This is a genomic window from Streptomyces sp. NPDC053750 (assembly GCF_044544295.1).
Classification (GTDB): domain Bacteria; phylum Actinomycetota; class Actinomycetes; order Streptomycetales; family Streptomycetaceae; genus Streptomyces.
In genome coordinates, this window is sequence record NZ_JBITXB010000012.1 from 155,518 (window position 1) to 178,920 (window position 23,403).

At 70.8% G+C, this 23,403-nt stretch carries 23 protein-coding genes and 1 pseudogene; 20 read left to right on the forward strand and 4 right to left on the reverse strand.

Going from position 1 to position 23,403, the window contains the following annotated elements; genetic code table 11:
- The first annotated feature begins 203 nt into the window (after positions 1 to 203).
- The 3 genes from ACIGO6_RS29620 (at position 204) to prcA (ending at position 2,051) form a co-directional block, all read left to right on the forward strand.
- On the forward strand, positions 204 to 437 hold the full coding sequence (locus ACIGO6_RS29620; RefSeq protein WP_399881649.1) for an endonuclease VII domain-containing protein: 234 nt from the start codon (positions 204 to 206) through the stop codon (positions 435 to 437).
- Entirely contained in the window at positions 389 to 1,234 is an 846-nt protein-coding gene (prcB, locus tag ACIGO6_RS29625; protein WP_399881651.1) for a proteasome subunit beta, read from the forward strand. Before ACIGO6_RS29620 ends, prcB begins: the two co-directional genes overlap by 49 nt.
- 64 nt (positions 1,235 to 1,298) lie before the next feature.
- A complete protein-coding gene (gene prcA / locus ACIGO6_RS29630; protein ID WP_399881653.1) occupies positions 1,299 to 2,051 on the forward strand; it encodes a proteasome subunit alpha in 753 nt (250 codons plus the stop codon).
- Positions 2,052 to 2,109: 58 nt separating this feature from the next.
- On the opposite strand, the gene ACIGO6_RS29635 is transcribed toward prcA, so the two are convergent.
- Entirely contained in the window at positions 2,110 to 3,120 is a 1,011-nt protein-coding gene (locus ACIGO6_RS29635) for a LacI family DNA-binding transcriptional regulator (protein ID WP_399881655.1), read from the reverse strand.
- Between the two features lie 150 nt (positions 3,121 to 3,270).
- Here ACIGO6_RS29635 and ACIGO6_RS29640 point away from each other — a divergent pair.
- The 16 genes and pseudogenes from ACIGO6_RS29640 to ACIGO6_RS29715 all read left to right on the forward strand — a co-directional run.
- A pseudogene (locus ACIGO6_RS29640) lies at positions 3,271 to 4,425 on the forward strand (MFS transporter); the annotation flags it as partial.
- 9 nt (positions 4,426 to 4,434) lie between these two features.
- The gene (gene pafA, locus ACIGO6_RS29645; protein WP_055416065.1) at positions 4,435 to 5,796 is read left to right on the forward strand and encodes a Pup--protein ligase; all 1,362 of its coding nucleotides are present in this window, start codon (positions 4,435 to 4,437) and stop codon (positions 5,794 to 5,796) included.
- A 159-nt stretch (positions 5,797 to 5,955) separates the two neighbouring features.
- A complete protein-coding gene (locus ACIGO6_RS29650) occupies positions 5,956 to 6,954 on the forward strand; it encodes an FKBP-type peptidyl-prolyl cis-trans isomerase (protein WP_399881658.1) in 999 nt (332 codons plus the stop codon).
- Between the two features lie 60 nt (positions 6,955 to 7,014).
- Positions 7,015 to 7,386 carry an FKBP-type peptidyl-prolyl cis-trans isomerase gene (locus ACIGO6_RS29655; protein ID WP_399881660.1) on the forward strand — a complete coding sequence of 124 codons (372 nt, stop codon included), beginning with the start codon at positions 7,015 to 7,017 and terminating at the stop codon, positions 7,384 to 7,386.
- A gap of 184 nt (positions 7,387 to 7,570) precedes the next feature.
- A complete protein-coding gene (locus ACIGO6_RS29660) occupies positions 7,571 to 8,524 on the forward strand; it encodes a helix-turn-helix transcriptional regulator (RefSeq protein ID WP_399881662.1) in 954 nt (317 codons plus the stop codon).
- 18 nt (positions 8,525 to 8,542) lie between these two features.
- Positions 8,543 to 9,598, forward strand: a complete 1,056-nt coding sequence (locus tag ACIGO6_RS29665) for a helix-turn-helix transcriptional regulator (RefSeq protein ID WP_399881664.1) — start codon at positions 8,543 to 8,545, stop codon at positions 9,596 to 9,598.
- Positions 9,599 to 9,627: 29 nt separating this feature from the next.
- Entirely contained in the window at positions 9,628 to 9,888 is a 261-nt protein-coding gene (locus ACIGO6_RS29670; RefSeq protein WP_399881666.1) for a hypothetical protein, read from the forward strand.
- Between the two features lie 10 nt (positions 9,889 to 9,898).
- Positions 9,899 to 10,102 (forward strand): hypothetical protein, encoded by a 204-nt coding sequence (locus ACIGO6_RS29675; protein WP_399881668.1) that lies wholly within the window; start codon positions 9,899 to 9,901, stop codon positions 10,100 to 10,102.
- A 277-nt stretch (positions 10,103 to 10,379) separates the two neighbouring features.
- Positions 10,380 to 10,667 (forward strand): Sec-independent protein translocase subunit TatA, encoded by a 288-nt coding sequence (gene tatA, locus ACIGO6_RS29680; RefSeq protein WP_217141429.1) that lies wholly within the window; start codon positions 10,380 to 10,382, stop codon positions 10,665 to 10,667.
- Between the two features lie 47 nt (positions 10,668 to 10,714).
- A complete protein-coding gene (tatC, locus tag ACIGO6_RS29685; protein WP_399881670.1) occupies positions 10,715 to 11,665 on the forward strand; it encodes a twin-arginine translocase subunit TatC in 951 nt (316 codons plus the stop codon).
- Positions 11,666 to 11,744: 79 nt separating this feature from the next.
- Complete coding sequence (locus ACIGO6_RS29690) at positions 11,745 to 14,597, forward strand: DEAD/DEAH box helicase (RefSeq protein ID WP_399881672.1); 2,853 nt, start codon at positions 11,745 to 11,747, stop codon at positions 14,595 to 14,597.
- 338 nt (positions 14,598 to 14,935) lie between these two features.
- The gene (locus ACIGO6_RS29695; RefSeq protein WP_399881674.1) at positions 14,936 to 16,555 is read left to right on the forward strand and encodes a sensor histidine kinase; all 1,620 of its coding nucleotides are present in this window, start codon (positions 14,936 to 14,938) and stop codon (positions 16,553 to 16,555) included.
- 26 nt (positions 16,556 to 16,581) lie between these two features.
- Positions 16,582 to 16,959: a roadblock/LC7 domain-containing protein gene (locus ACIGO6_RS29700; RefSeq protein WP_399881877.1), complete on the forward strand. Its 378-nt coding sequence runs from the start codon at positions 16,582 to 16,584 to the stop codon at positions 16,957 to 16,959.
- A complete protein-coding gene (locus ACIGO6_RS29705; RefSeq protein ID WP_399881676.1) occupies positions 16,956 to 17,372 on the forward strand; it encodes a DUF742 domain-containing protein in 417 nt (138 codons plus the stop codon). Before ACIGO6_RS29700 ends, ACIGO6_RS29705 begins: the two co-directional genes overlap by 4 nt.
- Positions 17,353 to 17,973 (forward strand): GTP-binding protein, encoded by a 621-nt coding sequence (locus ACIGO6_RS29710; protein ID WP_399881678.1) that lies wholly within the window; start codon positions 17,353 to 17,355, stop codon positions 17,971 to 17,973. The genes ACIGO6_RS29705 and ACIGO6_RS29710 overlap by 20 nt, the downstream gene beginning before the upstream one ends.
- A gap of 61 nt (positions 17,974 to 18,034) precedes the next feature.
- Positions 18,035 to 19,555 (forward strand): cytochrome P450, encoded by a 1,521-nt coding sequence (locus ACIGO6_RS29715; RefSeq protein ID WP_399881680.1) that lies wholly within the window; start codon positions 18,035 to 18,037, stop codon positions 19,553 to 19,555.
- Here the strand turns inward: ACIGO6_RS29715 and ACIGO6_RS29720 are convergent, their stop codons facing one another.
- Positions 19,556 to 20,530 carry an RluA family pseudouridine synthase gene (locus tag ACIGO6_RS29720; RefSeq protein WP_399881682.1) on the reverse strand — a complete coding sequence of 325 codons (975 nt, stop codon included), beginning with the start codon at positions 20,528 to 20,530 and terminating at the stop codon, positions 19,556 to 19,558.
- A gap of 89 nt (positions 20,531 to 20,619) precedes the next feature.
- On the opposite strand from ACIGO6_RS29720, the gene ACIGO6_RS29725 reads away from it, so the two are divergent.
- Positions 20,620 to 21,201, forward strand: a complete 582-nt coding sequence (locus ACIGO6_RS29725; protein WP_399881684.1) for a GNAT family N-acetyltransferase — start codon at positions 20,620 to 20,622, stop codon at positions 21,199 to 21,201.
- Positions 21,202 to 21,390: 189 nt separating this feature from the next.
- On the opposite strand, the gene ACIGO6_RS29730 is transcribed toward ACIGO6_RS29725, so the two are convergent.
- Both ACIGO6_RS29730 and ACIGO6_RS29735 read right to left on the reverse strand, forming a co-directional pair.
- Positions 21,391 to 22,233: a siderophore-interacting protein gene (locus ACIGO6_RS29730; RefSeq protein ID WP_399881686.1), complete on the reverse strand. Its 843-nt coding sequence runs from the start codon at positions 22,231 to 22,233 to the stop codon at positions 21,391 to 21,393.
- A gap of 175 nt (positions 22,234 to 22,408) precedes the next feature.
- Positions 22,409 to 23,329, reverse strand: a complete 921-nt coding sequence (locus ACIGO6_RS29735; protein WP_399881879.1) for a 5'-3' exonuclease H3TH domain-containing protein — start codon at positions 23,327 to 23,329, stop codon at positions 22,409 to 22,411.
- Between the last annotated feature and the right edge of the window lie 74 nt (positions 23,330 to 23,403).

Consider the following 23,403-nt stretch of genomic DNA (forward strand, 5'->3'; position numbering starts at 1 on the left):
GGGCGGGCCGTGCGCGAGTGCCTGTCCCGCCGGGGCGCAAGCACTGCCGGGGCTGCGGCGAGGTGAAGCCTCATGGCGAGTGGCCACGCACGGCCAGTGCGCCCGATGGCCTTGCGAGCCGCTGCAAGGCCTGCAAGGCGGCCACTGATCCGGCAGGTCACCTTCGCCGGAAGTACGGCCTCATTGAAGCCCAGCGTGCCGAGATGGTGGCCACTCAGGCGGGGCTCTGCGTGATCTGTCTCAAGGCTCCTGCCGTTCAGGTGGATCACTGCCACAAGACGGGTAGGGTCCGTGGCGTACTGTGCTTCAACTGCAATTCCGGCCTCGGCCTGTTGAGGGATGCCCCCGACGTGATGAACCGAGCTGCCGACTACCTGGAAGGAAACGCGTGGAAGCCAACACTCGTAGCACCGGGCGTCTACCAGCTGCCTTCCTGACGCCGGGATCCTCCTCCTTCATGGACTTCCTCGGTGAGCACCAGCCGGAGCTGCTCCCGGGCAACCGGCAGCTGCCGCCCGTGCAGGGTGTGATCGAGGCGCCGCACGGCACGACGATCGTGGCGGTCACGTTCCCGGGTGGTGTCGTTCTCGCCGGTGACCGGCGGGCCACCATGGGTAACGTGATCGCGCAGCGGGACATCGAGAAGGTCTTCCCGGCCGACGAGTACTCGGCGGTGGGTATCGCCGGTACGGCGGGGCTGGCCGTGGAGATGGTGAAGCTGTTCCAGCTGGAGCTGGAGCACTTCGAGAAGGTCGAGGGGGCCCAGCTGTCCCTGGAGGGCAAGGCGAACCGCCTGTCCACGATGATCCGGTCGAACCTGGGCATGGCGATGCAGGGCCTGGCCGTGGTGCCGTTGTTCGCCGGGTACGACGTGGACCGCGGCATCGGGCGCATCTTCTCGTACGACGTGACGGGTGGGCGGTCCGAGGAGAAGAACTTCGCGACCACGGGGTCGGGGTCGGTCTTCGCGCGCGGTGCGATGAAGAAGCTCTTCCGTGACGATCTGAGCGAGGAGCAGGCCACGACGCTCGTGGTCCAGGCGCTGTACGACGCGGCGGACGACGATTCGGCGACCGGTGGTCCCGATGTCGCGCGCCGGATCTATCCGATCATCACTGTGATCACCGAGGACGGCTTCCGCCGGCTGTCCGAGGACGAGTCCTCGGAGCTCGCCCGCTCGGTTCTGGAGCGGCGGCTGGAGCAGCCCGACGGCCCGCGGGCCGCGCTGCTGTAGCGGGCGGGTTGTTGTGTTGAGGGCAGGTGGTCCAGTGACTTCGACAGAAAGGGACGGGTAACCGGTGTCGACGCCGTTCTATGTCTCACCCCAGCAGGCGATGGCGGACCGGGCGGAGTACGCCCGTAAGGGCATCGCCCGTGGCCGCAGCCTGGTCGTGCTGCAGTATGCCGACGGCATCGTGTTCGTCGGCGAGAACCCGTCCCGTGCGCTGCACAAGTTCAGCGAGATCTACGACCGGATCGGCTTCGCGGCCGCCGGTAAGTACAACGAGTACGAGAACCTGCGGATCGGTGGGGTGCGGTACGCCGACCTGCGGGGTTACACCTATGACCGTGACGATGTGACCGCCCGGGGTCTGGCCAACGTCTATGCGCAGACGCTGGGCACGATCTTCTCCAGCCAGGCCGAGAAGCCGTACGAGGTGGAGCTGGTTGTCGCCGAGGTCGGTGACAGTGCCGACGGTGACCAGATCTACCGGTTGCCGCACGACGGCTCGATCGTGGACGAGCACGGGTCGGTCGCTGTCGGGGGCAACGCGGAGCAGATCAGCGGGTATCTGGATCAGCGGCATCGGGACGACATGACGTTGTCCGAGGCGCTGAAGCTCGCGGTGCAGGCGTTGTCGCGTGACACGAACGGCAGCGAGCGGGAGATTCCGGCGGAGCGGCTGGAGGTGGCCGTGCTGGACCGCACGCGTCCGCAGAAGCGGAAGTTCAAGCGGATCGTGGGGGGTCAGTTGTCGCGGCTGCTGGCTTCGGGTGGCGCCGAGGTGTCCCTGGAGGACGGCGAGGACGAGGGCAAGGACGGGGCGTAGCGCGTCCCGTCACCCGCCTCCGGGCCCGCACCCGTGTCGGGTGCGGGCCCGGAGGCGTTCAGCGTGGTGGGGCTGTGGAGCCGCGGATCACGAGGTGCACGGGGATGTCGCCCTCCTCGGGGGGCCGGCCGTCCAGGACGGCCAGTAGGGCTCGCATGCCGTGTTCGCCGAAGCGTTCCGCGTCGAGGCGGACCGTCGTGAGTTCGGGGTCGATGGCGGTGGCGAGGCCGAGGTCGTCCAGGCCGGTGATCGAGAGGTCGTCGGGGATGCGCAGTCCGACGCGGCGGGCTGCCTTGTAGGCACCGGCTGCGAGTTTGTCGTCGTCGCAGACCAGTGCCGTGGGCCGGGGTCCGGGGGCGGCGAGCGCGGCTTCCGTGGCGGTCCTGGCGCCCTCGATCGAGATGGGGGCGTGGATGGTGCTCAGCTCGGTGCCGGGGACGGCGGCCAGCCGTGTGGCCAGTTCGCGGGCGCGTACTTCGAAGGTCCAGGACGGGACGTCTGCCGCGAGATGGAGGAAGCGGCGGTGGCCCAGGGACAGCAGGTGCTCGGCGACCTGGCGGATGCCGTCGGCGATGTCGAGGTTGACGGTCGCGGCGCCGAGGCTGCCCTCGGGGTCGCTGTCCAGCATGACCAGGGGGAGCTGGTCGCCCCGGATGGCTGTGAGGGCGTCGGCCGCCATGGAGGAGGCGATGACGCCGTCGAGGGCGGCCTGTGCGGAGGCGAAGGGGTCTCTGGCGGGGCCGATGCCTTCGGGGGAGGGGTAGAGGACCACGCCGAAGCCGTGTTCGGCGGCGACTCGTGCGGCGCCCGTGTAGACCTCGGCGAAGAACTCCGTGGTCAGTGCGGGGACGACGAGGAGCACCGTGCGGGTGTGGCCGAGGCGGAGGTTGCGGGCGGCGAGGTTGGGGCGGTAGCCCAGTTCGTGTGCGGCCTGGCGGACGCGCTGGGCCGTGGGTTCGGACACCCGGCCGCGCCATTTGTCGCCGAGTACCAGGGAGACCGCGGCCTGGGAGACGCCGGCGGCCTGGGCGACGTCCCGGCTGGTGGGGCGGGTGCTGCCTCGTGCCACCGTTGGCCTGCTCTCTTGTCTGGACGCGTAGTCAGGCGACATGGTACGTATGACGGCGGTAGTTATACGTAAAACGTCGCTGGTTCGTTCCAGGCCGGTTCGGTCGGGGCTGGTTCGTTCCGGGGCGCTTCACTCCAGAGAGAGGGGTGGGTCGTGTTCGTGCGGGCCGAGGGCGGCTCGTACAGCCTGGCGGGGGCGCTCGCGGCCGTGTACGGGGTCGCCAACGCCGTGGGGCAGCCCGTGCTGGGCCGGCTCGTGGATCTGCACGGGCAGCCACGGGTGCAGTTGCCGGCCGCGGTGCTGTCGGGGCTGGCGATGACGCTGTTCGCCTTCGTCGGTACCGGGGCGGTCGCCCTCGCGTACGTGGCGGTGGGGGCCGCGGGGCTGTTCACGCCGCCGCTGGAGGGCGGTCTGCGGGCGTTGTGGCCCAGTGTGCTCCCCAAGGAGGACCAGGTGCACACGGCGTATGCCATGGACGCCGTGGCGCAGGAGGTGATGTTCACGGTCGGGCCGCTGCTGGTCACGGTGTGTGTGTCGCTGTGGTCGCCCCAGGTGGCGCTGCTCGTGCTGAACGCGGTGGGTGTGCTGGGTGCGCTGTCCGTGGTCGTGTCGCCGCCTTCGCGTGCGTGGCGGTCGGCGCCGCGCGAGGCGCACTGGCTGGGCGCGTTGCGTTCGTCCGGGCTGCTGGCGCTGCTGGGGGCGTTTCTGTTCATCGGGATGGCGCTCGGGTCGATCACCGTGGCGTCGGTGCCGTATGCCGACGAGCACGGCGGCGACGCCGTCTACGGCTGGCTGATGGCGGCGCTGGGTCTCGGCGCGCTGGTGGGGGGTGCCGTGTACGGGGCCCGGCAGTGGGCGGGTGACCCGGCGCGGCGACTGCGGGTGCTCGTGGCGCTGCTGGCGGTGTGTTACCTGCCGTTGACGCTGATGCCGGGGGCGGTGGCGATGGTGCTGCTGACCGTGCTGGCGGGTGTCTTCCTGGCGCCGTGCATCGCCTGCGCGTTCGTGCTGGTCGACGTGCACGCGCCGCGGGGCACGGTGACGGAGGCGTTCTCGTGGCTGGTGACGACGTTCACCGTGGGTGCGTCGGTGGGAACGGGCCTGGCCGGGCCGGTCGTCGAGCACGGCGGGGCGTTGTGGGGCTTTGTGCTGCCCGGGGCGGCGGGGGCGGTGTCGTTGCTCGTGCTGGCGTGCACCGGGCGGGTCCTTGCAGCTCCCGCCCGGGAGGCGGTGGTTGCGGCTTCATCGGAAAATGATCCAAACCGTGCCGTCGAACCCCGTTTCAGTTCGGGTCATCAGGCGTAATGTTCAGTCATGGACCGCCGCATTTTCGGGCTGGAGAACGAGTACGGCGTCACGTGCACGTTCAGGGGACAGCGCCGCCTGTCGCCTGACGAGGTGGCGCGGTACCTCTTCCGCCGTGTCGTGTCATGGGGCCGTAGCAGCAATGTCTTTCTGCGCAACGGGGCCCGCCTCTATCTCGACGTGGGATCACATCCGGAATACGCGACACCCGAATGTGACAACGTGATCGAACTCGTCACCCACGACAAGGCGGGCGAGCGCATTCTCGAGGGACTCCTGGTGGACGCCGAACGACGCCTGCACGAGGAGGGAATCGCGGGCGACGTCTACCTCTTCAAGAACAACACCGATTCCGCCGGCAACTCCTACGGCTGTCACGAGAATTACCTGGTGGCCCGGCACGGGGAGTTCTCGCGGCTCGCGGACATCCTCATTCCGTTCCTGGTGACGAGGCAGTTGCTGTGCGGTGCCGGCAAGGTGCTGCAGACGCCGCGCGGTGCCGTGTACTGCGTCAGCCAGCGGGCCGAGCACATCTGGGAGGGCGTCTCCTCGGCGACCACCCGCTCCCGGCCCATCATCAACACCCGCGACGAGCCGCATGCCGACGCCGAGCGTTATCGGCGTCTGCATGTCATCGTGGGCGACTCGAACATGTCCGAGACGACCATGCTGCTCAAGGTCGGTGCCACCGACCTGGTGCTGCGCATGATCGAGGCGGGCACGGTGATGCGCGACCTCACCCTGGAGAACCCGATCCGGGCGATCCGTGAGGTCAGCCATGACATCACCGGGCGGCGCAAGGTGCGTCTGGCCAGTGGCCGGGAGGCGTCCGCGCTGGAGGTGCAGCGGGAGTACTACGAGAAGGCCGTGGACTTCTGCGAGCGCCGCGGCATCCGTACCGGCACCGTCGAGCGGGTGCTGGAGCTGTGGGGCCGCACGCTGGACGCGATCGAGGCGGAGGATCTCGACCGCATCGACACCGAGATCGACTGGGTCATGAAGTACAAGCTGCTGGAGCGGTACCGGGCCAAGCACAACATGACCATGTCGCATCCGCGGGTCGCGCAGATAGACCTCGCCTACCACGACATCCACCGTCGTCGTGGCCTGTACTACCTGCTGGAGAAGAAGGGCCAGGCCGCCCGGGTCGCCAACGACTTGAAGATCTTCGAGGGCAAGTCCGTGCCGCCGCAGACGACTCGGGCGCGGCTGCGCGGTGACTTCATCCGGCGTGCTCAGGAGCAGCGCCGGGACTTCACCGTGGACTGGGTGCATCTCAAGCTCAACGACCAGGCTCAGCGCACCGTGTTGTGCAAGGACCCGTTCCGTTCGGTGGACGACCGGGTGGAGAAGCTGATCGCCGGGATGTGACCGGGATGTGAGCCGTCGAGGTGAGACACGCGCTTCCGCGCGAAAGGGCGGAACGCCACACGGGCACCGTACGTTATCCGTACGGTGCCCTTCTCACGCCGTAGAGTTGCGCGCACGCCATCCAGCAAGACCGACCGACACCGATACGAGGCCCCCACCGTGCGCCGACGCTCACTCCTCATCGCAGTTCCCGCCGGACTGGTCACGCTCGCCGCATGCGGTGACGACGACTCCGGTTCGGACGTCGCCGGTGACCCGGAGACGCCCGAGGCGTCGGCCACGTCCGCGCCGCCGCCGAAGATCGTCGACGGTCCGCTGCCGGCGATCACGGCGGGGACGAAGTTCGGCGAGAAGCCGACCGTGGCCAAGGGCAGCGGTGATCCGTCCAAGGACCTGGCGGTGAAGACGGTCATCGCGGGCGGCGGCAAGGCGGTCGCCGAGAACGACTTCGTCGTGGCGAACTACCTGGGCCAGATCTGGGCCAGCGCGAAGGTCTTCGACAATTCCTACGACCGCAAGACCCCGCTGGTCATCCAGCTCGCCCAGGGCAGCATCATCGACGGCTGGCGGTACGCGCTCACGGGGAAGAAGACCGGCAGCCGCGTCCAGTTCTCCGTGCCGCCCACCTGGGGTTACGGCGAGCAGGGCAACGAGGAGGCGGGCATCAAGGGCTCCGACACGCTCGTCTTCGTGGTCGACGTCCAGGACACCTTCAGCACCAAGAGCTCCGCCAAGGGCAAGGCGGTTCCCCAGGACGACGCCAAGCTGCCCAAGGTCGGAACGAACACCGACGGCGCGGCGCCTTCCATCGAGGTGCCGAAGGCCGACGCGCCGAAGAAGCTCGTGGCGAACTACGTCCTGGAGGGTGACGGCGCCGAGGTCGGTGCCCAGGACAGCGTGCTGGTGCAGTACAAGGGCGTGGTGTGGGACAGCGGCAAGGAGTTCGACTCGACGTACGGCAGGAAGCAGCTGACGTCGTTCTCGCTCCAGCAGGTCGTCAAGGGCTGGTCGCAGGGCCTGACCGGCAAGAAGGTCGGCAGCCGCGTCCTCATCGTCATCCCGCCGGACCTCGGTTACGGCGACAACCCGCCGCAGGGCAGCGGCATCGAGAAGGATTCGACGCTGGTGTTCTCGGTGGACATCCTGGCGAAGATGTGACGCCTGGGAGATGTAAGACTTGGGCCGTTGCCTTTCCGTAGACAAGCAGGAGCTGAACACGTGAGCATCGACAAGCCCGAGATCGACTTCCCGGGTGGCGAGCCCCCGGCGGACCTCGAGATCAAGGACATCTGGGAGGGCGACGGCGCCGTTGCGCAGGCGGGTCAGACCGTCACCGTGCACTACGTGGGTGTCGCCTTCAGCACGGGTGAGGAGTTCGACGCCAGCTGGAACCGCGGTACGCCGTTCCGCTTCCCGCTGGGTGGCGGCCGTGTCATCGCGGGCTGGGACCAGGGCGTGCAGGGCATGAAGGTCGGTGGCCGGCGCCAGCTGACCATCCCGGCCCACCTCGCCTACGGCAACCAGAGCCCGACCCCGGCGATCAAGCCCGGCGAGACGCTGATCTTCGTGGTCGACCTCCTCGGAGTCTGATCGACGCACGAAGTCCGAAGTCCGGTCGCCGCCCGGTCGCAGTTCGAGCGGAGTCCGAACGGACAGTGATCAGAGCCGGTCACCTGGGGTCCATGCCTGTCCGGGCATGGGCCCTCGGCTTTTGCCACGCCACCGCGGGGCGGTACGGTCATCCGTCGTAAGCACCATAGGGAGAAGGGCGTCGATGGCCATTGCCAAGGCCGAGCGGCTGATGAACCTGGCGCTGTGTCTGCTCGGGACGCGGCGGCCACTCAGCAAGCGTGAGCTGCGCCAGTCCATTGAGGCCTATCTGGAAGCGGGCTCCGACGACTCCTTCAACCGCATGTTCGAGCGGGACAAGGACGATCTGAGGGAGCTCGGGCTGGTCATCGAGACCGTCGAGGGCCTCGACGGCGAGGTCGGCTATCTGGCCCGCCGCGACAGCAACCGTCTGCCGCCCATCACCCTGGACGCCGAGGAGGCCGCCGCGCTCGGGCTAGCCGCCAAGGTGTGGCAGCAGGCCCGCCTGGCCGGTGCCGCGAGCGGCGCGCTGCAGAAGCTGCGCGCGGCCGGGCTGCCGGAGGACGTCGACCCGTACGAGGCGCACAGCGCGCTGGAGCCGCGGATCCCGGTGCACGAGGCGGCCTTCGAACCGCTGATGCTGGCCTGCCGCGACCGGCGCCCCGTCGTCTTCGACTACCGCAAGGCCAACGCCGCACAGCCCGAGCCGCGGCACGTCGAGCCGTGGGCACTGGAGTGCTGGCGCGGCCACTGGTACCTGGCCGGATTCGACCGGGACCGCGGGGCCGAGCGGGTCTTCAGGCTGTCGCGGATCACCGGCAGGGTGCGTTCGCGCGGTGCGCGGTTCACGGCCCCCGTGCCCGACGTCGTCACCGTCCGCGAGACGGTGGCGAGCTGGGCCGGGGAGACCGCCGACCGTTCCGCGCGGATCCGGCTGCGCACGGGCGCGGGCTACCCCCTTCGGGCGAAGGCCTCCGCCGTGCGGGAACTGGGTGACGGCTGGGACGAGTTGGAGATTCCGTACGGGCACGGCCTGGACGCCTGGCTGGTGGAGTTCGGGCCGGACGTGGTGGTCGTGGAACCCGCGGAGCTGCGTGCGGACGTGGTGGACCGGCTGCGTGCCGTCGCCAAGGGCTGAGGGGGAGCGGACAACACAGTGGCAGGCAAACCGGTCAGGCCCGTGAACGCCATCGACCAGACCCGGCGGATGCTGTCCTTGGTGACGTATCTGCGCGAGCGCCCCGGCGCCCGGGTCGAGGACGTGGCGCGCGCCTTCGGCATCACCGAGGACGAGCTGGTCTCCGACCTCGACGTGCTGCCCATGTGCGGCACCAGCTTCCGCGGCGGCGATCTCCTCGACATCGACACCGACGGCGAGCGCATCTGGTGGCACAACCCGGCCGCCCTGGGCGCGGAGGCCGCCGAGCCGCTCCGGCTGGCCGCCGACGAGGCCACGGCACTGCTCGTCGCCGCGCGGGCCGTGGCGACCCTGCCCGGGCTGCGCGAGAGCGACCGGCAGGCGCTGCTGCGGGCGACCGCCAAGGTGGAGACCGCGGCGGGCGAGGCCGCGGGCGCCAGCTCGCGCCTGTCCGTCACCTTCGAGTCCGAGGGCGGCGTCTTCGCCGACGTCGACCGGGCGATCTCGGAGCGCCGCCGGTTGTGGATCCGCTACTACTCGCCGGCCCGCGACGAGGTCACCGAGCGAGAGATCGACCCCATCCGCCTCGTCAGCGTGGGGCACACGTACGTGGAGGCCTGGTGCCGTCGCTCCGAGGCCCGGCGCACCTTCCGGCTGGACCGGGTCGCCGAGATCCGGATCCTGGACGAGCCGTCCGCGCCGCCCGAGGTGGAGCTGCGGGACCTGTCGGAGGGGCTGGTGCAGCCCGCCGCCGAGGATCCCGAGGTCGTCGTCGAGGTCGGTCCGGGCGGGCGCTGGGTCGCCGAGTACTACCCGCACGACAGCGCGGACGAGCTGGCCGACGGCGGGCTGCGCATCACGCTGCGCACCCCCGACCCGGCGTCCCTGCGGCGGCTGGCGCTGCGGCTCGGGCGTGACGGGCGGATCGTCTCCCCGCCCGAGCTCGCCGACAGCGCCCGGCAGGCGGCCCGCGAGGCGCTCGCGGCGTACGACGGCATCGAGGCGGCCGGGGCCGGCACGGCGGGCGGCGGGCCGGGCGACGGGCGGCACGACGGGCAGGAGCGAGGACTGTGAGCGAGTCGGCGGCGTCAGGGGGGCCGGGCATGACGGCGGCGACCGCCTTCGCCGGCATGCGACGCGTGTCGCCGGTCGTCTTCAGGGCGGGCTGCCCGGACTGCCGCGGCCGTTTCGAGCTCGCCGCGAGCGCCCTGCGCCTGGCCATCGGTGCGACGAGCCGCACCACGTTCTACTCGTTCACGTGCCCCGAGTGCGGGTCCGCCGTCCGCAAGCCGGCGGGGGAGCGGGTCGTGGAGCTGCTCACGGGCGGCGGGGTCAGGACCCTGCGGCTGCACTCCACCGTCTAGGCTCGTCGTCATGTTCTGGCCGATGTTCGCGGTTGCCGTGGGTTTTCTGGGTCTCGCCGTTCTCGCGGTGCTCGCCGTGCGGGTGTTCGTCGAGGCGCAGCGCCTGGGCCGGCAGGTGACGGACTCGGCCCGCAGGATCAGCCGGGCCGCGGAGGACCTGGAGCGCGCCACCGAGAGCGCCGCCCGCGCCGCCCGAGCCGTGGACACGCTGTGAACGCCGGAAGCAGCCGCCGGACTCTGTGCATGACCTGACGGGTCGCTGTGAGATGCGTTTTGGGGCACTTCGCCCTGTCACCTCACGGTCTCGTGACGGTACGCTGCTGGTCGCGGCCAGGAAAACGAGGCCCGGCCGCGAACGGGAGTACGCACAGGGATTGCCTCACGTTTACCCCTGAGCGTTACGATCGCTGCACAAGACGATCGATCGGACGTATGTCCGACCGGTCGGACAGCACCCCCACCCAGCCGCCTCGGTGAGAAGGTAAAGACTTATGTTCGGAAGGCTCGGCGCCCCCGAGATCATTCTCATCCTCGTCGTCATCATCCTGCTGTTCGGCGCGAAGAAGCTTCCGGACATGGCGCGGTCGCTCGGCAAGTCCGCCCGCATCCTCAAGAGCGAGGCGAAGGCGATGAAGAGCGAGAGCAAGTCCGACGACGCCGCCCCGGCCGATCCGCCCCACCCCGAGCAGGCCGCGAACCAGCGCACCATCCAGGCCGCCCCCGGCGACGTGACCAGCTCCCGGCCGGTCACCGAGCCGACGGACACGACCAAGCGCTGACGCAGGGCCGGTGACCACCGGCCCGCCGCACGAGATGGGAACGTGGGTTGCTGAAGCCTGCCCGCAACAAGGAGAAGGATCCCGAGGGGCGGATGCCGCTCGCGGAGCACCTTCGTGAGCTCCGCAACCGGCTCGCGAAGGCGCTGCTGGCCATCGTCGTCATCACGGTGGCCGCCGCCTTCTTCTATCAGGAGATCATCAACTTCCTCACCGAGCCGATCCTCGAGTCGGTCGGCTGTGAGAAGTCGTTCGCGGAGCTGGCCGAGTCGACGGCCGGCTCGGAGCCGTGCGCGCAGATCACCATCAACGGTCTGCTCGGCCCCTTCACCCTGGCGCTGAAGGTGTCCCTGACCGCCGGTGTCGTGCTGGCCTCGCCGGTCTGGCTCTACCAGCTGTGGGCGTTCGTCGCCCCGGGGCTGCACAGGAACGAGAAGAAGTACGCCTACGCGTTCGTCGCCACCGGCGCCCCGCTGTTCCTCATCGGCGCCTACTTCGCCTACGCGGTGCTGCCCACCTCCGCGAAGGTGCTGATCGAGTTCACCCCGAGCGACGTCGACAACCTGCTGCCGCTGGACGAGCTGCTCGACCTCGTCACCCGCATGGTGATCGTCTTCGGTCTCTCCTTCGAGCTGCCGCTGCTGCTGGTGATGCTCAATCTCACCGGAGTGCTGACCGGCAAGCGGATGCTCGGCTGGTGGCGCGCGATGATCATGGGCATCACGCTGTTCGCGGCCATCGCCACGCCCAGCACCGACCCCCTGACCATGGTCATGCTGGCCGGCCCGATCTGGGTCCTGTACTTCGGCGCCGTCGCCGTCTCCCTGCTGAACGACCGCCGCAGATCCCGCCGCGAGGCCCTCGAGCCCGACGACGACGAGGCGTCCGACCTGGACCTCACCCCCGAGGACATCGGCGAGATCGAGCCCGTGACCACCGCCCGCGCCCTGCCCGAGCAGGCCACGAAGGACCGGGTCAACGGCTACGACGACGTGACCTGAGGGTCACCGGGGCGGTGACGGCAGGCGTCGCCGCCCCACGGAACCACGGCACGGAACCACCGCACGGCCGATCCCGATAATGATCGTCCGGTTGTCAGTGCGGCCCGGTACGCTCGAAAGCACGATGACAGAGGATCTCTCTCCGGCCGAGCGGTACGCGGCAGCCCGTCAGCGCGCTGCCGAGCAGGCCACCGCGCTCGCCTCCTTCCGCGAGATGTACGACTTCGGCCTCGACCCCTTCCAGATCGAGGCCTGCCAGGCACTCGAGGCCGGCAAGGGCGTGCTGGTGGCCGCGCCCACCGGCTCCGGCAAGACGATCGTCGGCGAGTTCGCCGTCCACCTCGCCCTCCAGCAGGGCAAGAAGTGCTTCTACACGACACCCATCAAGGCGCTGTCGAACCAGAAGTACGCCGACCTGTGCCGCCGATACGGCGCGGCCAAGGTGGGCCTGCTCACCGGCGACAACAGCGTGAACTCCGACGCCCCGGTGATCGTGATGACCACCGAGGTCCTGCGGAACATGCTGTACGCCGGCTCACAGACCCTCCTCGGCCTGGGCTACGTGGTGATGGACGAGGTGCACTACCTCTCCGACCGCTTCCGCGGCGCCGTCTGGGAAGAGGTGATCATCCACCTCCCCGAGTCGGTGACCCTGGTGTCCCTGTCGGCGACCGTGTCCAACGCGGAGGAGTTCGGCGACTGGCTGGACACCGTCCGCGGCGACACCCAGGTGATCGTCTCCGAGCACCGGCCGGTGCCGCTGTTCCAGCACGTGCTGGCCGGGCGCCGGATGTACGACCTGTTCGAGGAGGGCGAGGGCCACAAGAAGGCCGTCAACCCCGACCTCACGCGCATGGCGCGCATGGAGGCGAGCCGCCCGTCCTACCAGGACCGCAGGCGCGGCCGTGCCATGAAGGAGGCCGACCGGGAGCGGGAGCGCCGACAGCGCTCCCGCATCTGGACGCCGAGCAGGCCGGAGGTCATCGAGCGGCTCGACGCCGAGGGGCTGCTGCCCGCGATCACCTTCATCTTCAGCCGCGCCGCCTGTGAGGCCGCCGTGCAGCAGTGCCTGTACGCCGGGCTCCGGCTCAATGACGAGGACGCCCGGGCAAGGGTGCGCTCCCTGGTCGAGGAGCGCACCGCCTCCATCCCGACCGAGGACCTGCACGTCCTGGGCTACTACGAGTGGCTCGAGGGCCTGGAGCGGGGCATCGCGGCCCACCACGCGGGCATGCTGCCGACGTTCAAGGAGGTCGTCGAGGAGCTGTTCGTGCGCGGGCTGGTCAAGGCCGTCTTCGCGACCGAGACCCTCGCCCTCGGCATCAACATGCCGGCCCGTTCCGTGGTGCTGGAGAAGCTGGTCAAGTGGAACGGCGAGCAGCACGCCGACATCACCCCCGGCGAGTACACCCAGCTCACCGGCCGGGCCGGACGCCGCGGGATCGACGTCGAGGGCCACGCCGTCGTGCTGTGGCAGCGCGCCATGAACCCCGAGCACCTCGCGGGACTGGCCGGCACGCGCACGTACCCGCTGCGCTCCAGCTTCAAGCCGTCGTACAACATGGCGGTCAACCTGGTCGAGCAGTTCGGGCGGCACCGCTCGCGGGAGCTGCTGGAGACGTCGTTCGCGCAGTTCCAGGCGGACAAGTCGGTCGTCGGGATCTCCCGGCAGGTGCAGCGCAACGAGGAGGGGCTCGAGGGCTACAAGGCCTCCATGACCTGCCACCTCGGCGACTTCGACGAGTACGCGGGCCTGCGTCGCCAGCTGAAGGACCGCGAGACCGAGCTGGCCCGGCAGGGCGCCCACCAGCGGCGCGCCGAGGCCGCCGTGGCCCTGGAGAAGCTGAAGCCGGGCGACGTCATCCACGTCCCCACCGGCAAGTACGCGGGCCTCGCGCTGGTGCTGGACCCGGGCCTGCCCGCCGGCCGGTCCAACGGCCACCGGGGCTTCGAGCACCACGACGGGCCGCGCCCGCTGGTGCTGACCGCCGAGCGGCAGGTCAAGCGGCTGGCGTCGATGGACTTCCCGGTGCCGGTCGAGGCGCTGGAGCGGATGCGGATCCCGAAGTCCTTCAATCCGCGCTCGCCCCAGTCCCGCCGCGACCTGGCCTCCGCGCTGCGCACCAAGGCGGGGCACATCCCGCCGGAGCGGGCCCGCAAGAAGCGCTCCCAGGCCGCCGACGACCGGGAGATCGCCCGGCTGCGCAAGGCCATCCGCGCCCACCCCTGCCACGGCTGCGACGACCGCGAGGACCACGCCCGCTGGGCCGAGCGCTACCACCGGCTGCTGCGCGACACCTCGCAGCTGGAGCGCCGCATCGAGGGCCGGACGAACACCATCGCCCGCACCTTCGACCGGATCGTCGCGCTGCTGACGGAGCTGGACTACCTGCGCGGCGACGAGGTCACCGAGCACGGCAAGCGCCTCGCGCGGCTCTACGGCGAGCTGGACCTGCTCGCCAGCGAGTGTCTGCGCGAGGGCGTCTGGGAGGGGCTGTCCCCGGCCGAGCTCGCCGCCTGCGTCTCGGCACTGGTCTACGAGTCCCGGGTCGCCGACGACGCCATGGCGCCGAAGCTGCCCTCGGGCAGGGCCAAGGCCGCGCTCGGCGAGACGGTCCGCATCTGGGGCCGCCTCGACGCCCTGGAGGAGGACTTCCGGATCAGCCAGACCGAGGGAGTCGGCCAGCGCGAGCCCGACCTCGGCTTCGCCTGGGCGGCGTACATGTGGGCGTCCGGCAAGGGCCTCGACGAGGTGCTGCGCGAGGCGGAGATGCCGGCCGGTGACTTCGTACGCTGGTGCAAGCAGGTGATCGACGTCCTCGGCCAGATCGCGGCCGCCGCGCCCACCGACGGCTCGACCGTTCCGAAGAACGCGCGCAAGGCGGTCGACGCACTGCTGCGCGGGGTGGTCGCCTACTCGTCCGTGGGCTAGCCCCCCACGTCCCAGAGGCCCGGCGGCACCCCGCCGGGCCTCTGTCATTCGCTCATGACGGTGAGTCACTCACGCCAGCCCGTGCGCACCTACTAAGAGTGTTCGAATGGTGTCTTAGCGTGTAAATGAGCCCGACCATACTCCACTTCCCAGGCCCGTCTCAGGTGCTTGCCGAATATGACACGGCGATGATCCGCTCGGACTAGGCTCGCCCGCAGCGCACCGAGTTGAGGTGGATTCGCGTATTTGTTTCCAATGCGCCGAATATCCCGACAACTCACTGACATACCCCGCTGCAAGCTCCCCCATCCCAGCCGATTCGTTTTCAGAGGGCCTACATGGTGAGTGTTGATTCCCCTCCAGGTCGCCGTGAACTTCCCTACGCGCGAACGCTGTTGCTGCCGGCCGTACTGATGGCCGCGGTCACCGGGGCCGCCGTCGCCCTCGTGACGGAACCGGCCCGGCTCGCCGTCGCCCTGTGCGGCACCGTCGCCACGCTCCTGGTGATCGCCGCGGCGGCCGAAGCGGTACGCCGCGGCCGTATCCTGCGGGCCCTGCGCGTCGAGCACGCCCGTCACAGTGCGTATCTGGAACGCCGGGTCGCCGGCCACCACGAGGAAATGGTCCACCTCGGCGCCGAGGTCCTGCCGAAGGTGCTGGATTACCTGCGCCGGGGCAACACCCCCGCGGAGACGATGCGTCACCTCGGTGACATCGACCCCTCGTACACCGCCCTCGGCGAGCCGCAGCGCAGGCTGATCCGCATGGTGTGCGAGATCGTCGACCACCAGGACGCCATGCGTGAGTCCGCCGAGCGTTCCTTCGTCGACATCGCCCGCCGCGTCCAGGCGATCGTCCATCAGCAGAACAAGGAACTGCGAGAGATGGAGGAGGACCACGGCCGCAACCCCGAGGTCTTCGACGACCTTCTGCGCATCGACCACGGCACCGCGCTGATCGGCCGCCTCGCCGACTCCATCTCCGTCATCGGCGGTGGCCGCCCCGGCCGCCAGTGGCCCAACCCGGTCGCCCTCTACAGCGTGCTGCGCGGCGCCATGTCGCGGATCCTGCAGTACCGCCGGATCAACCTGGCCTCCATCGCCAAGGTCAACATCAAGGGCACCGCGGTCGAGCCGGTCATCCACGCCGCGGCGGAACTCCTCGACAACGCCACCCGCTACTCGCCGCCCGGCTCCAAGGTGCACGTCACCGCGACCGAGGTGCAGAGCGGCGTGTGCATCGAGATCGAGGACGCCGGCGTCAGCCTCAGCGAGGAGTCCCGCGCCCGCATCGAGGGCCTGCTGGAGGACGCCAAACGCGGCACGGACGTGCAGGACCTCAGCCAGCACCCGCGTCTCGGCCTGTCCGTCGTCGGCCGGCTGTGCACGCAGTACGGCATGGACGTGGCCCTGCGCGCCTCCGCGTACGGCGGGGTCCGGGCCATCCTCATCGTCCCGAGCAACATGACGACCACCGAGCCCGGCGTCGGACTCGCCCACGGCATCGGCGCCACCTCGATCCCCACCCCCGGCCCCGACGCCCTCCCCGGTCCCGAGCGCCGGCCCAAGAAGCGCCGCCCCACCAGTCCCCGCATCCCGGCCACGGTCTCCCTGGAGGACGACGTTCCCGAGGTCACCGAGTGGACGGCGGGCGGCCTGCCGCAACGCCGCAGCCGGGTCAAGATGCCGCTCAGCCAGCGGCTCGCCGAACAGGCGGCCTGGGAACGCGAGGAGGCCGAGCGCGAGGCCCGCGAGGCGGCCGAACGCGCCCGCAACGGCATCCCGGCGGTCACGGCACCGGAGCCCGAGAGCGAGAAGACCGAGCAACTCCCGCCGGGGCACTGGATCGGCGCCTTCTGGGAGGGCCTCAAGCAGCATCCGGGCATCACCCAAGCCCACCAGCAGTCCAGCAGTGAGCCGGCCCACGCCCCGGCAGACGACGAGGGGAACCTCAAGTGATCGAGCAGCAAGGCAAGTTCGACTGGATGCTCCAGGATCTCTACGACGGCGTCCCGGGCATCGAGATGATCGTGGTGCTCTCCGCCGACGGCCTGCGCATCGCCCGCTACTCCGGTGACCCGGACGCCGCCGACCGGGTCGCCGCCGCCTGCGCGGGCCTGCAGAGCCTGGCCGGAGCCGTCTCCCAGGAAATCCCCACCAGCGACGGCGACATGAAGATGGTCCTCATCGAGATGAACGGCGGCTACTTCTACCTGATGGCCGCCGGTCCCAACGCCTACCTCGCCGTGCTCTCCGACGTGCGGTGCGAGCCTGGCCGGATGGGACTCAGCATGGCCGACCTGGTCGCCCGGATCGGCCCCCATCTGACCAGTCCCGCGCGGCGCAACGGGCAGACCGTATGACTCCTCCGCAGCGCCAGAGGCGAACTCCCGGTCAGGAACCGCCCGCCGCGGCCGACTCCGCCGGTCCGGCCCCCAAGGAAGGCGAGATCAGCAACCCCGAGCGGCTGTTCGTCATCGGCGGGGACGGAGGAGGCGAGCGCGCCGACCTCGACCTGGTCACGCTGATCGTGGCCCGCGCCGACCCGCCCGTGTCCGCCACCCCGGAACAGGCGGCCCTGCTGCGGCTGTGCGCCGCACCCCTGTCCGTGGCCGAACTGTCGGCCTATCTGAGCCTGCCGTTCAGCGTGGTGACCGTGCTGCTCACCGACCTCCTGGCGACCGAACTGGTGCAGGCCCGCGCCCCGATCGTCCGCCAGAAGGTCGCCGACCGAACCCTCCTCGAAGCGGTGATGCATGGACTTCAAAAACTCTGACACGATCCCGGGCCCACGGACCGAGGACCGGCTGCCGCAGACGGCAGAGGCCGCCGTGAAGATCGTCATCGTGGGCGGCTTCGGGGTCGGCAAGACCACTATGGTCGGCTCGGTCAGCGAGATCAGGCCGCTGACCACCGAGGAGACGATGACCCAGGCCGGCATCGGCGTCGACGACAACTACGGTTCCGCGTCCAAGACGGCCACCACGGTCGCCATGGACTTCGGCCGCATCAGCATCACCGACCAGCTGGTGCTGTACCTGTTCGGCACGCCCGGCCAGGAGCGCTTCTGGTTCCTGTGGAACGGCCTGTTCGAGGGCGCGCTCGGTGCGGTGGTCCTCGTCGACACCCGCCGTCTGGAGGTCAGCTTCGACGTCATGGGGCGGCTGGAGGAACGCGGCGTGCCGTTCGTGGTCGCCGTCAACTCCTTCCCCGACGCCCCCCGATACCCCGTCGCGGAGCTGCGGACGGCACTCGACCTGCCCGAGGAGATCCCCATCCTCGACTGCGACGTCCGGCGCCGGGCCTCCAGCCGGGACGTCCTGATGACGCTGATGCGCTTCCTGCACTCCCTCGCCATGAAGGGCGCGCTCACCTGACCCGGCGCGGCCGCCCCCGACCCCACACCCCTGACCCACACTTCTGTTGCGGAGCGACACTGTGACGCCTGAACGCCACTCCCTGACCGGAACGGGCGACCCCCTGCTCGATCCACCGCCCGGCTGCCCCGCGCACGGCCTCGGACCCGGTGGACTGCACCGGCTGCACGAGGCGGAGGACCTGGACGAGCTCTACGAGAAGCTGCGCGCGCAGCACGGACCGGTGGCGCCGGCGCTGCTCCACGACGACGTACCGATCTGGGTGGTCCTCGGGCACGCCGAGAACCTGCACATGGTGAGCACGCCCGCCCAGTTCTGCCGCGACAGCCGCACCTGGACCCCGCTCACCGAGGGCATGGTCAAGCCCGACCACCCGCTCATGCCGCACATCGCCTGGCAGCCCATCTGCTCCCACGCCGAGGGCGACGAACACAAGCGGCTGCGCGGCGCGGTCACCGCCGCCATGTCCGACATCGACTTCCGGGAGCTGCGCCGGCACATCAAGCGGTACACCCAGCGCATCGTCAACCGGTTCTGCGAGGAGGGACGCGCCGACCTCGTCGGCCAGTTCGCCGAGCACCTGCCCATGGGCGTGATGTGCCACCTCCTCGGCATGCCGGACGAGTACAGCGACCGGATGGTGGAGGCCGCCCGCGACACGCTCAAGGGCACCGAGACGGCGATCGCCAGTCACGCCTTCGTCATGGAGGCCCTGGGACGGCTCACCGCCGCCCGCCGGGCCAACCCCGAGGACGACATCGCGGGCCGCCTCGTCACCCACCCCGCCGGCCTCACCGACGACGAGGTCAGGGAGCACCTGCGGGTGGTCCTCCTGGCCGCCTACGAGGCGACCGTCAACCTCATCGGCAACGTGCTGCGCGTGGTGCTCACCGACCCCGGATTCCGGGCGCAGCTCAGCGGCGGCCAGATGACGGTGCCCGAGGCGGTCGAGCAGTCCCTGTGGGACGAGCCGCCGTTCAGCACCGTCTTCGCCTACTTCGCCAAACAGGAGACGGAACTGGGCGGTCAGCGCATCCGCGCCGGCGACGGGCTGCTGCTCGGCATCGCACCGGGCAACGTCGACCCGCGCATCCGCCCCGACCTGGCCGCCAGTATGCAGGGCAACCGTGCCCACCTCGCCTTCGGCGGCGGCCCGCACGAGTGTCCCGGCCAGGACATCGGGCGTGCCATCGCCGACGCCGGCATCGACGCGCTGCTGATGCGGCTGCCGGACGTCCGGCTCGACTGCGACGAGGACGAACTGCGGTGGCGTTCGTCGATCGCGTCGCGGCACCTGGTGGAGCTGCCGGTGCGGTTCGAACCCAAGGCGCAGCAGGAGGTGACCCAGCAGCCGCGCCACGCGCCGGCCGAGCCGCTGCGCGCCGACTGGCACGTCGGCATGCCGCGGACCGCCCCGCGGACTCCGCCCGCCCCGTCGGTCGCGCCCGCCCCGTCGGTCCCGTCGGTCGCGCCGGAGACCGTGTCGCCGACGGCCGCGCGGCCCCAACACGTGCCGGGACCGGACCGGCCGCGTCCTAGCGGTGTCTGGCAGCGGTTCCTGCTCTGGTGGCGCGGCTACTAGTCACCGCACCCGGGAGCCGGCCCAGTCCTCGTACGCCGACCAGGCGTCGAGGGACCGTGTGCTGCGGAACCGGTGCTCGCGCCCCGTGACCGGATCGGTGAACCCCAGTTCCCGTGCCAGCAGTTGCAGCGGGCGCCGGAAGTCACCGGGCGGCACCGCGGCGGCCACCTCGGGGTAGAGGGGGTCGCCGAGGATCGGCACGCCGAGCGAGTTCATGTGGACGCGCAGCTGGTGGGTCTGGCCGGTGCGCGGCACCAGCCGGTAGCGTCCCAGCCCCGGTCCGGGCCCCGGGCCGGGGCGGTGGGTGATCAGCTCGACGCGGCTCACGGCGTTGGGCTCGCCCGCCACCTCCCGGGCGGCCAGCACCCCGCGTTCCTTCAGGATCCGGCTGCTCACGGTCCGGGGCAGGGCGAGCGCGGGATCGTACGGGGCGACGGCCTCGTACTCCTTGCGTACCCGTCGGTCGCCGAACAGCGTCTGGTACGCGCCGCGCTCCTCGGGGCGCACCGTGAACAGGACCAGTCCGGCGGTGAGCCGGTCCAGTCGGTGCGCGGCGCCGAGCGCCGGGATGCCCAGCTCCCGGCGGAGCCGGGCGAGCGCGGTCTCGGTGACATGGCCGCCGCGCGGGGTGGTGGCCAGGAAGTGCGGCTTGTCGGCGACGACGATGTGCTCGTCGCGGTACACGATCTCCAGCGGGAAGGGCACCGGGACCTCGGCGGGCAGCTCGCGGTGGAACCACACGAACATGCCGGGCTCGTACGGCGCGTCCCCCGGTACGGCCCGTCCGTCCGCCCCGACGACCAGCCCGGCGTCGAACATGCCGTCGACCACGCCGGCGCCCGCGCCGGACAGCCGCTCCACCAGGTGTTCCCGCACCGTGGACCACGGTCCGGCCACGGGCAGCCGTACCCGCACCGCGTCGATGCCGTCGCGCTGCGGGAGGGGTGAGGGCGGGGGAGGGGTACGGCGTCTCATCACCCGCCAGCGTAGCCAGCGGACCGGGCGGGGGACGCCGGCGGAAAACCGCTGGGCCGTCGGCCTGCGCGTTGGCAGGATGCGGGGGCATGCCCTATCTGACGCGCCCCGTACTTCCCGCGGGCACCCTCTCCCGCGCCCCGCAGCCCACGATCGCCACCGGCGACGGGCTGCTGCTGCGCCCCTGGCGGGCCGAGGACGCCCCGGCCGTCCATGCGGCCTTCCAGGACCCGGTGATGCACCAGTGGCACGTGCGCGCCGCCGACTCCGAGGAGGAGGTGCGCGGCTGGATCGCCGACTGGCAGCAGGCCTGGGAACAGGAGCGGAGCGTGCAGTGGGCCGTCGCCGACGCGGCCGACGACCGGCTGCTCGGCCGGGTCGCGCTGCGGGAGATCCTGCTCGGCGACGGAGTGGCCGAGGTGGCGTACTGGACCACGGCGGCAGCGCGCGGCCGGGGCGTCGCCGCCCGCGCCACGACCGCACTCGCCCACTGGGCCCTCGACGAGACCGGCTTCCAGCGACTGGAACTCCACCACTCCGTCGCCAACCCGGCCTCCTGCCGGGTCGCCCAGAAGACCGGCTTCGCCCTGGAGGGCACGAAGCGCAGCGCGGCCCTGCACCCCGACGGTTGGCACGACATGCACCTCCACGCGCGCGTACGCGGCGACTGAGGCGAGGTGCGCGGTCACCCTCCGGGTGTCCAGGCGGCCGGCGCCCGCCGGGGCCCGTCCGGCGGATCAGGCCGCAGGCAAGCGGCGGTATGTCATCGTCGCAGGTGAGCGGGGTCTGGTGCGTCCAGCTGCAAGGCGGAGGAGGGCGGCAACATATGGGGGCCACTCCCGCGCGAGCGAAGCCGAGCCCTAGGCGGCCGGCGCGTCCTCCTGCTCCGCCTCGATGCGCGCGTTCCACTCCCGCTTCGACGCCTGCCAGCCGTCCTCGTTGTGGCCGAGGCGCCAGTAGCCGGAGATCGAGAGGTCCTCGCGGGGGATCGAGCGCTCCACCCGCAGGAGCGCCCGCAGCTCCTTCACACAGGCCGCCTCGCCGTGCACGAACGCGTGCACCCGGCCCTCGGGGAAGTCCAGGGCGCGCACGGCCTCGACCAGGGCCTCACCGGCCGGCCGGTCACCGCGGTGCAGCCAGACGACCTCGACGTCGGAGTCGATCTTCTGCTCCTCCTGGGGCCCGGCGACCTCGACGAAGGCGAACGCGCGGGCGCCGGCGGGCAGCGCCTCCAGGGAACGGGCGATCGCGGGCAGTGCGCTTTCGTCACCGGCGAGCAGGTGCCAGTCGGCGGTGGGATCGGGGGCGTAGGCGCCACCGGGGCCCATGAAGCGGACGGTCTCGCCCGGCTGGACGCGCTGCGCCCAGGGGCCGGCCAGTCCCTCGTCACCGTGGATCACGAAGTCCAGCGTCAGCTCGCGGTGCTCGGCGTCCCACTGGCGCACCGTGTACGTCCGGGTCACCGGCCACTGCTCGCGGGGGAACTCCTCGCGGATCCGCTCCATGTCGAAGGGCTCCGGATAGGTCGCGCCTCCGGCGGGGAAGAGCAGCTTCACGTAGTGGTCGGTGCAGGTGTCCGCCGAGAACGCGGAGAGTTCCTCACCGCCGAGGACCACGCGCTGCATGTGCGGGGTGAGCCGCTCGGTGCGGACGACCTGCGCGGTGTGCGGCTTGCGCGGCTTGCGTCCCGGACGGTCTGCCATGACGGCCTCCCTGCTCCCTGCGTGCGGGTTCCATGACCCAGGTCCACTGACTTAGGTTTACCTAAGTTAGCATCCCCGCCCCACTTGTCGCGTCAGTACGGCTTCCCCTCGCCGGGGCTCCGATGCGCCGCGCCGCGCAGGCATTGCTTGCCCGGACGGCGCGGCTCGGGCCGGCTCAGGCGGTGCCGGTGCGGGCGGTGAGCGTCGTCAGCAGCCGCTGCAGTGATCCGCCCAGGCCGTAGCGGGCCGCCAGTCCGTCCAGCGTCGCGGCGTCGCGCGGGGCGTGCGGCAGCGCGGTGTCGACGTCCGGCAGTGGGACGTCGTCGGCGACCCGGACGACCTTCGGGGCGACCGCGAGGTAGGGCCGGGCCTCGGTCAGCCGCTTGCGCTGCGAGGGCGTGAGCTTCGCCTTCGGGTCGTCGACGGCGGCCTGGATCCCGGCCAGGTCGCCGAACTCCGCGAGGAGCTTGGCGGCCGTCTTCTCGCCGATGCCCGCCACGCCCGGCAGTCCGTCGCTCGGGTCGCCCCGCAGCAGCGCCAGATCGGCGTACCCGCGGCCGTCGACGCCGTACTTCTCGCGCAGCGCGGCCTCGTCGGTGAGGTGCAGCGTGCCGACGCCCTTGACCGGGTAGAGCACGCGCACGCCACGGCTGTCGTCGACGAGCTGGTACAGGTCCCGGTCGCCGGTGACGATGTCGACCGGGCCGGCCGCGCGCGCGGTGTAGGTGCCGATGACGTCGTCCGCCTCGTAGCCGGCCACGCCGACGCGGGCGATGCCGAGCGCGTCCAGGACGGCCTCGATGACCGGCACCTGCGGCGAGAGCGTGTCGGGGATCTCCTCCTCGTCGGGGCCCGCGGGGCGCTCCTCGGCGACGCGGTGCGCCTTGTAGGAGGGGATCAGCTCCACCCGCCAGTGCGGGCGCCAGTCGGCGTCCATGCAGGCGACCAGGTGGTCGGGCCGGTGGTCCTTCAACAGGCGGTCGATGAAGTCGAGGAGTCCGCGCACGGCGTTCACCGGGGTGCCGTCGGGCGCCTTCACGGAGTCCGGTACGCCGAAGTAGGCGCGGAAGTAGAGGGAGGCGGTGTCGAGAAGCATCAGTCGTCCGGTCACGCCTCGCATCATGCCGCAGGTCATGTGGTCGGGTGAGGGAGGGTGTGTGAACTGGATCA

Coding starts and splice junctions, on each gene's coding strand:
- ACIGO6_RS29725 (WP_399881684.1), top strand. CDS start 20,620: ATGCCCTATCTGACGCGCCCCGTACTTCCCGCGGGCACCCTCTCCCGC.
- ACIGO6_RS29705 (WP_399881676.1), top strand. CDS start 16,956: ATGACTCCTCCGCAGCGCCAGAGGCGAACTCCCGGTCAGGAACCGCCC.
- ACIGO6_RS29660 (WP_399881662.1), top strand. CDS start 7,571: ATGGCCATTGCCAAGGCCGAGCGGCTGATGAACCTGGCGCTGTGTCTG.
- ACIGO6_RS29620 (WP_399881649.1), top strand. CDS start 204: ATGGTGGCCACTCAGGCGGGGCTCTGCGTGATCTGTCTCAAGGCTCCT.
- ACIGO6_RS29695 (WP_399881674.1), top strand. CDS start 14,936: ATGGTGAGTGTTGATTCCCCTCCAGGTCGCCGTGAACTTCCCTACGCG.
- ACIGO6_RS29720 (WP_399881682.1), bottom strand. CDS start 20,530: ATGAGACGCCGTACCCCTCCCCCGCCCTCACCCCTCCCGCAGCGCGAC.
- ACIGO6_RS29710 (WP_399881678.1), top strand. CDS start 17,353: ATGGACTTCAAAAACTCTGACACGATCCCGGGCCCACGGACCGAGGAC.
- ACIGO6_RS29675 (WP_399881668.1), top strand. CDS start 9,899: ATGTTCTGGCCGATGTTCGCGGTTGCCGTGGGTTTTCTGGGTCTCGCC.
- ACIGO6_RS29690 (WP_399881672.1), top strand. CDS start 11,745: ATGATCGTCCGGTTGTCAGTGCGGCCCGGTACGCTCGAAAGCACGATG.
- pafA (WP_055416065.1), top strand. CDS start 4,435: ATGGACCGCCGCATTTTCGGGCTGGAGAACGAGTACGGCGTCACGTGC.
- tatA (WP_217141429.1), top strand. CDS start 10,380: ATGTTCGGAAGGCTCGGCGCCCCCGAGATCATTCTCATCCTCGTCGTC.
- ACIGO6_RS29730 (WP_399881686.1), bottom strand. CDS start 22,233: ATGGCAGACCGTCCGGGACGCAAGCCGCGCAAGCCGCACACCGCGCAG.
- ACIGO6_RS29735 (WP_399881879.1), bottom strand. CDS start 23,329: ATGCTTCTCGACACCGCCTCCCTCTACTTCCGCGCCTACTTCGGCGTA.
- ACIGO6_RS29670 (WP_399881666.1), top strand. CDS start 9,628: ATGACGGCGGCGACCGCCTTCGCCGGCATGCGACGCGTGTCGCCGGTC.
- ACIGO6_RS29700 (WP_399881877.1), top strand. CDS start 16,582: ATGCTCCAGGATCTCTACGACGGCGTCCCGGGCATCGAGATGATCGTG.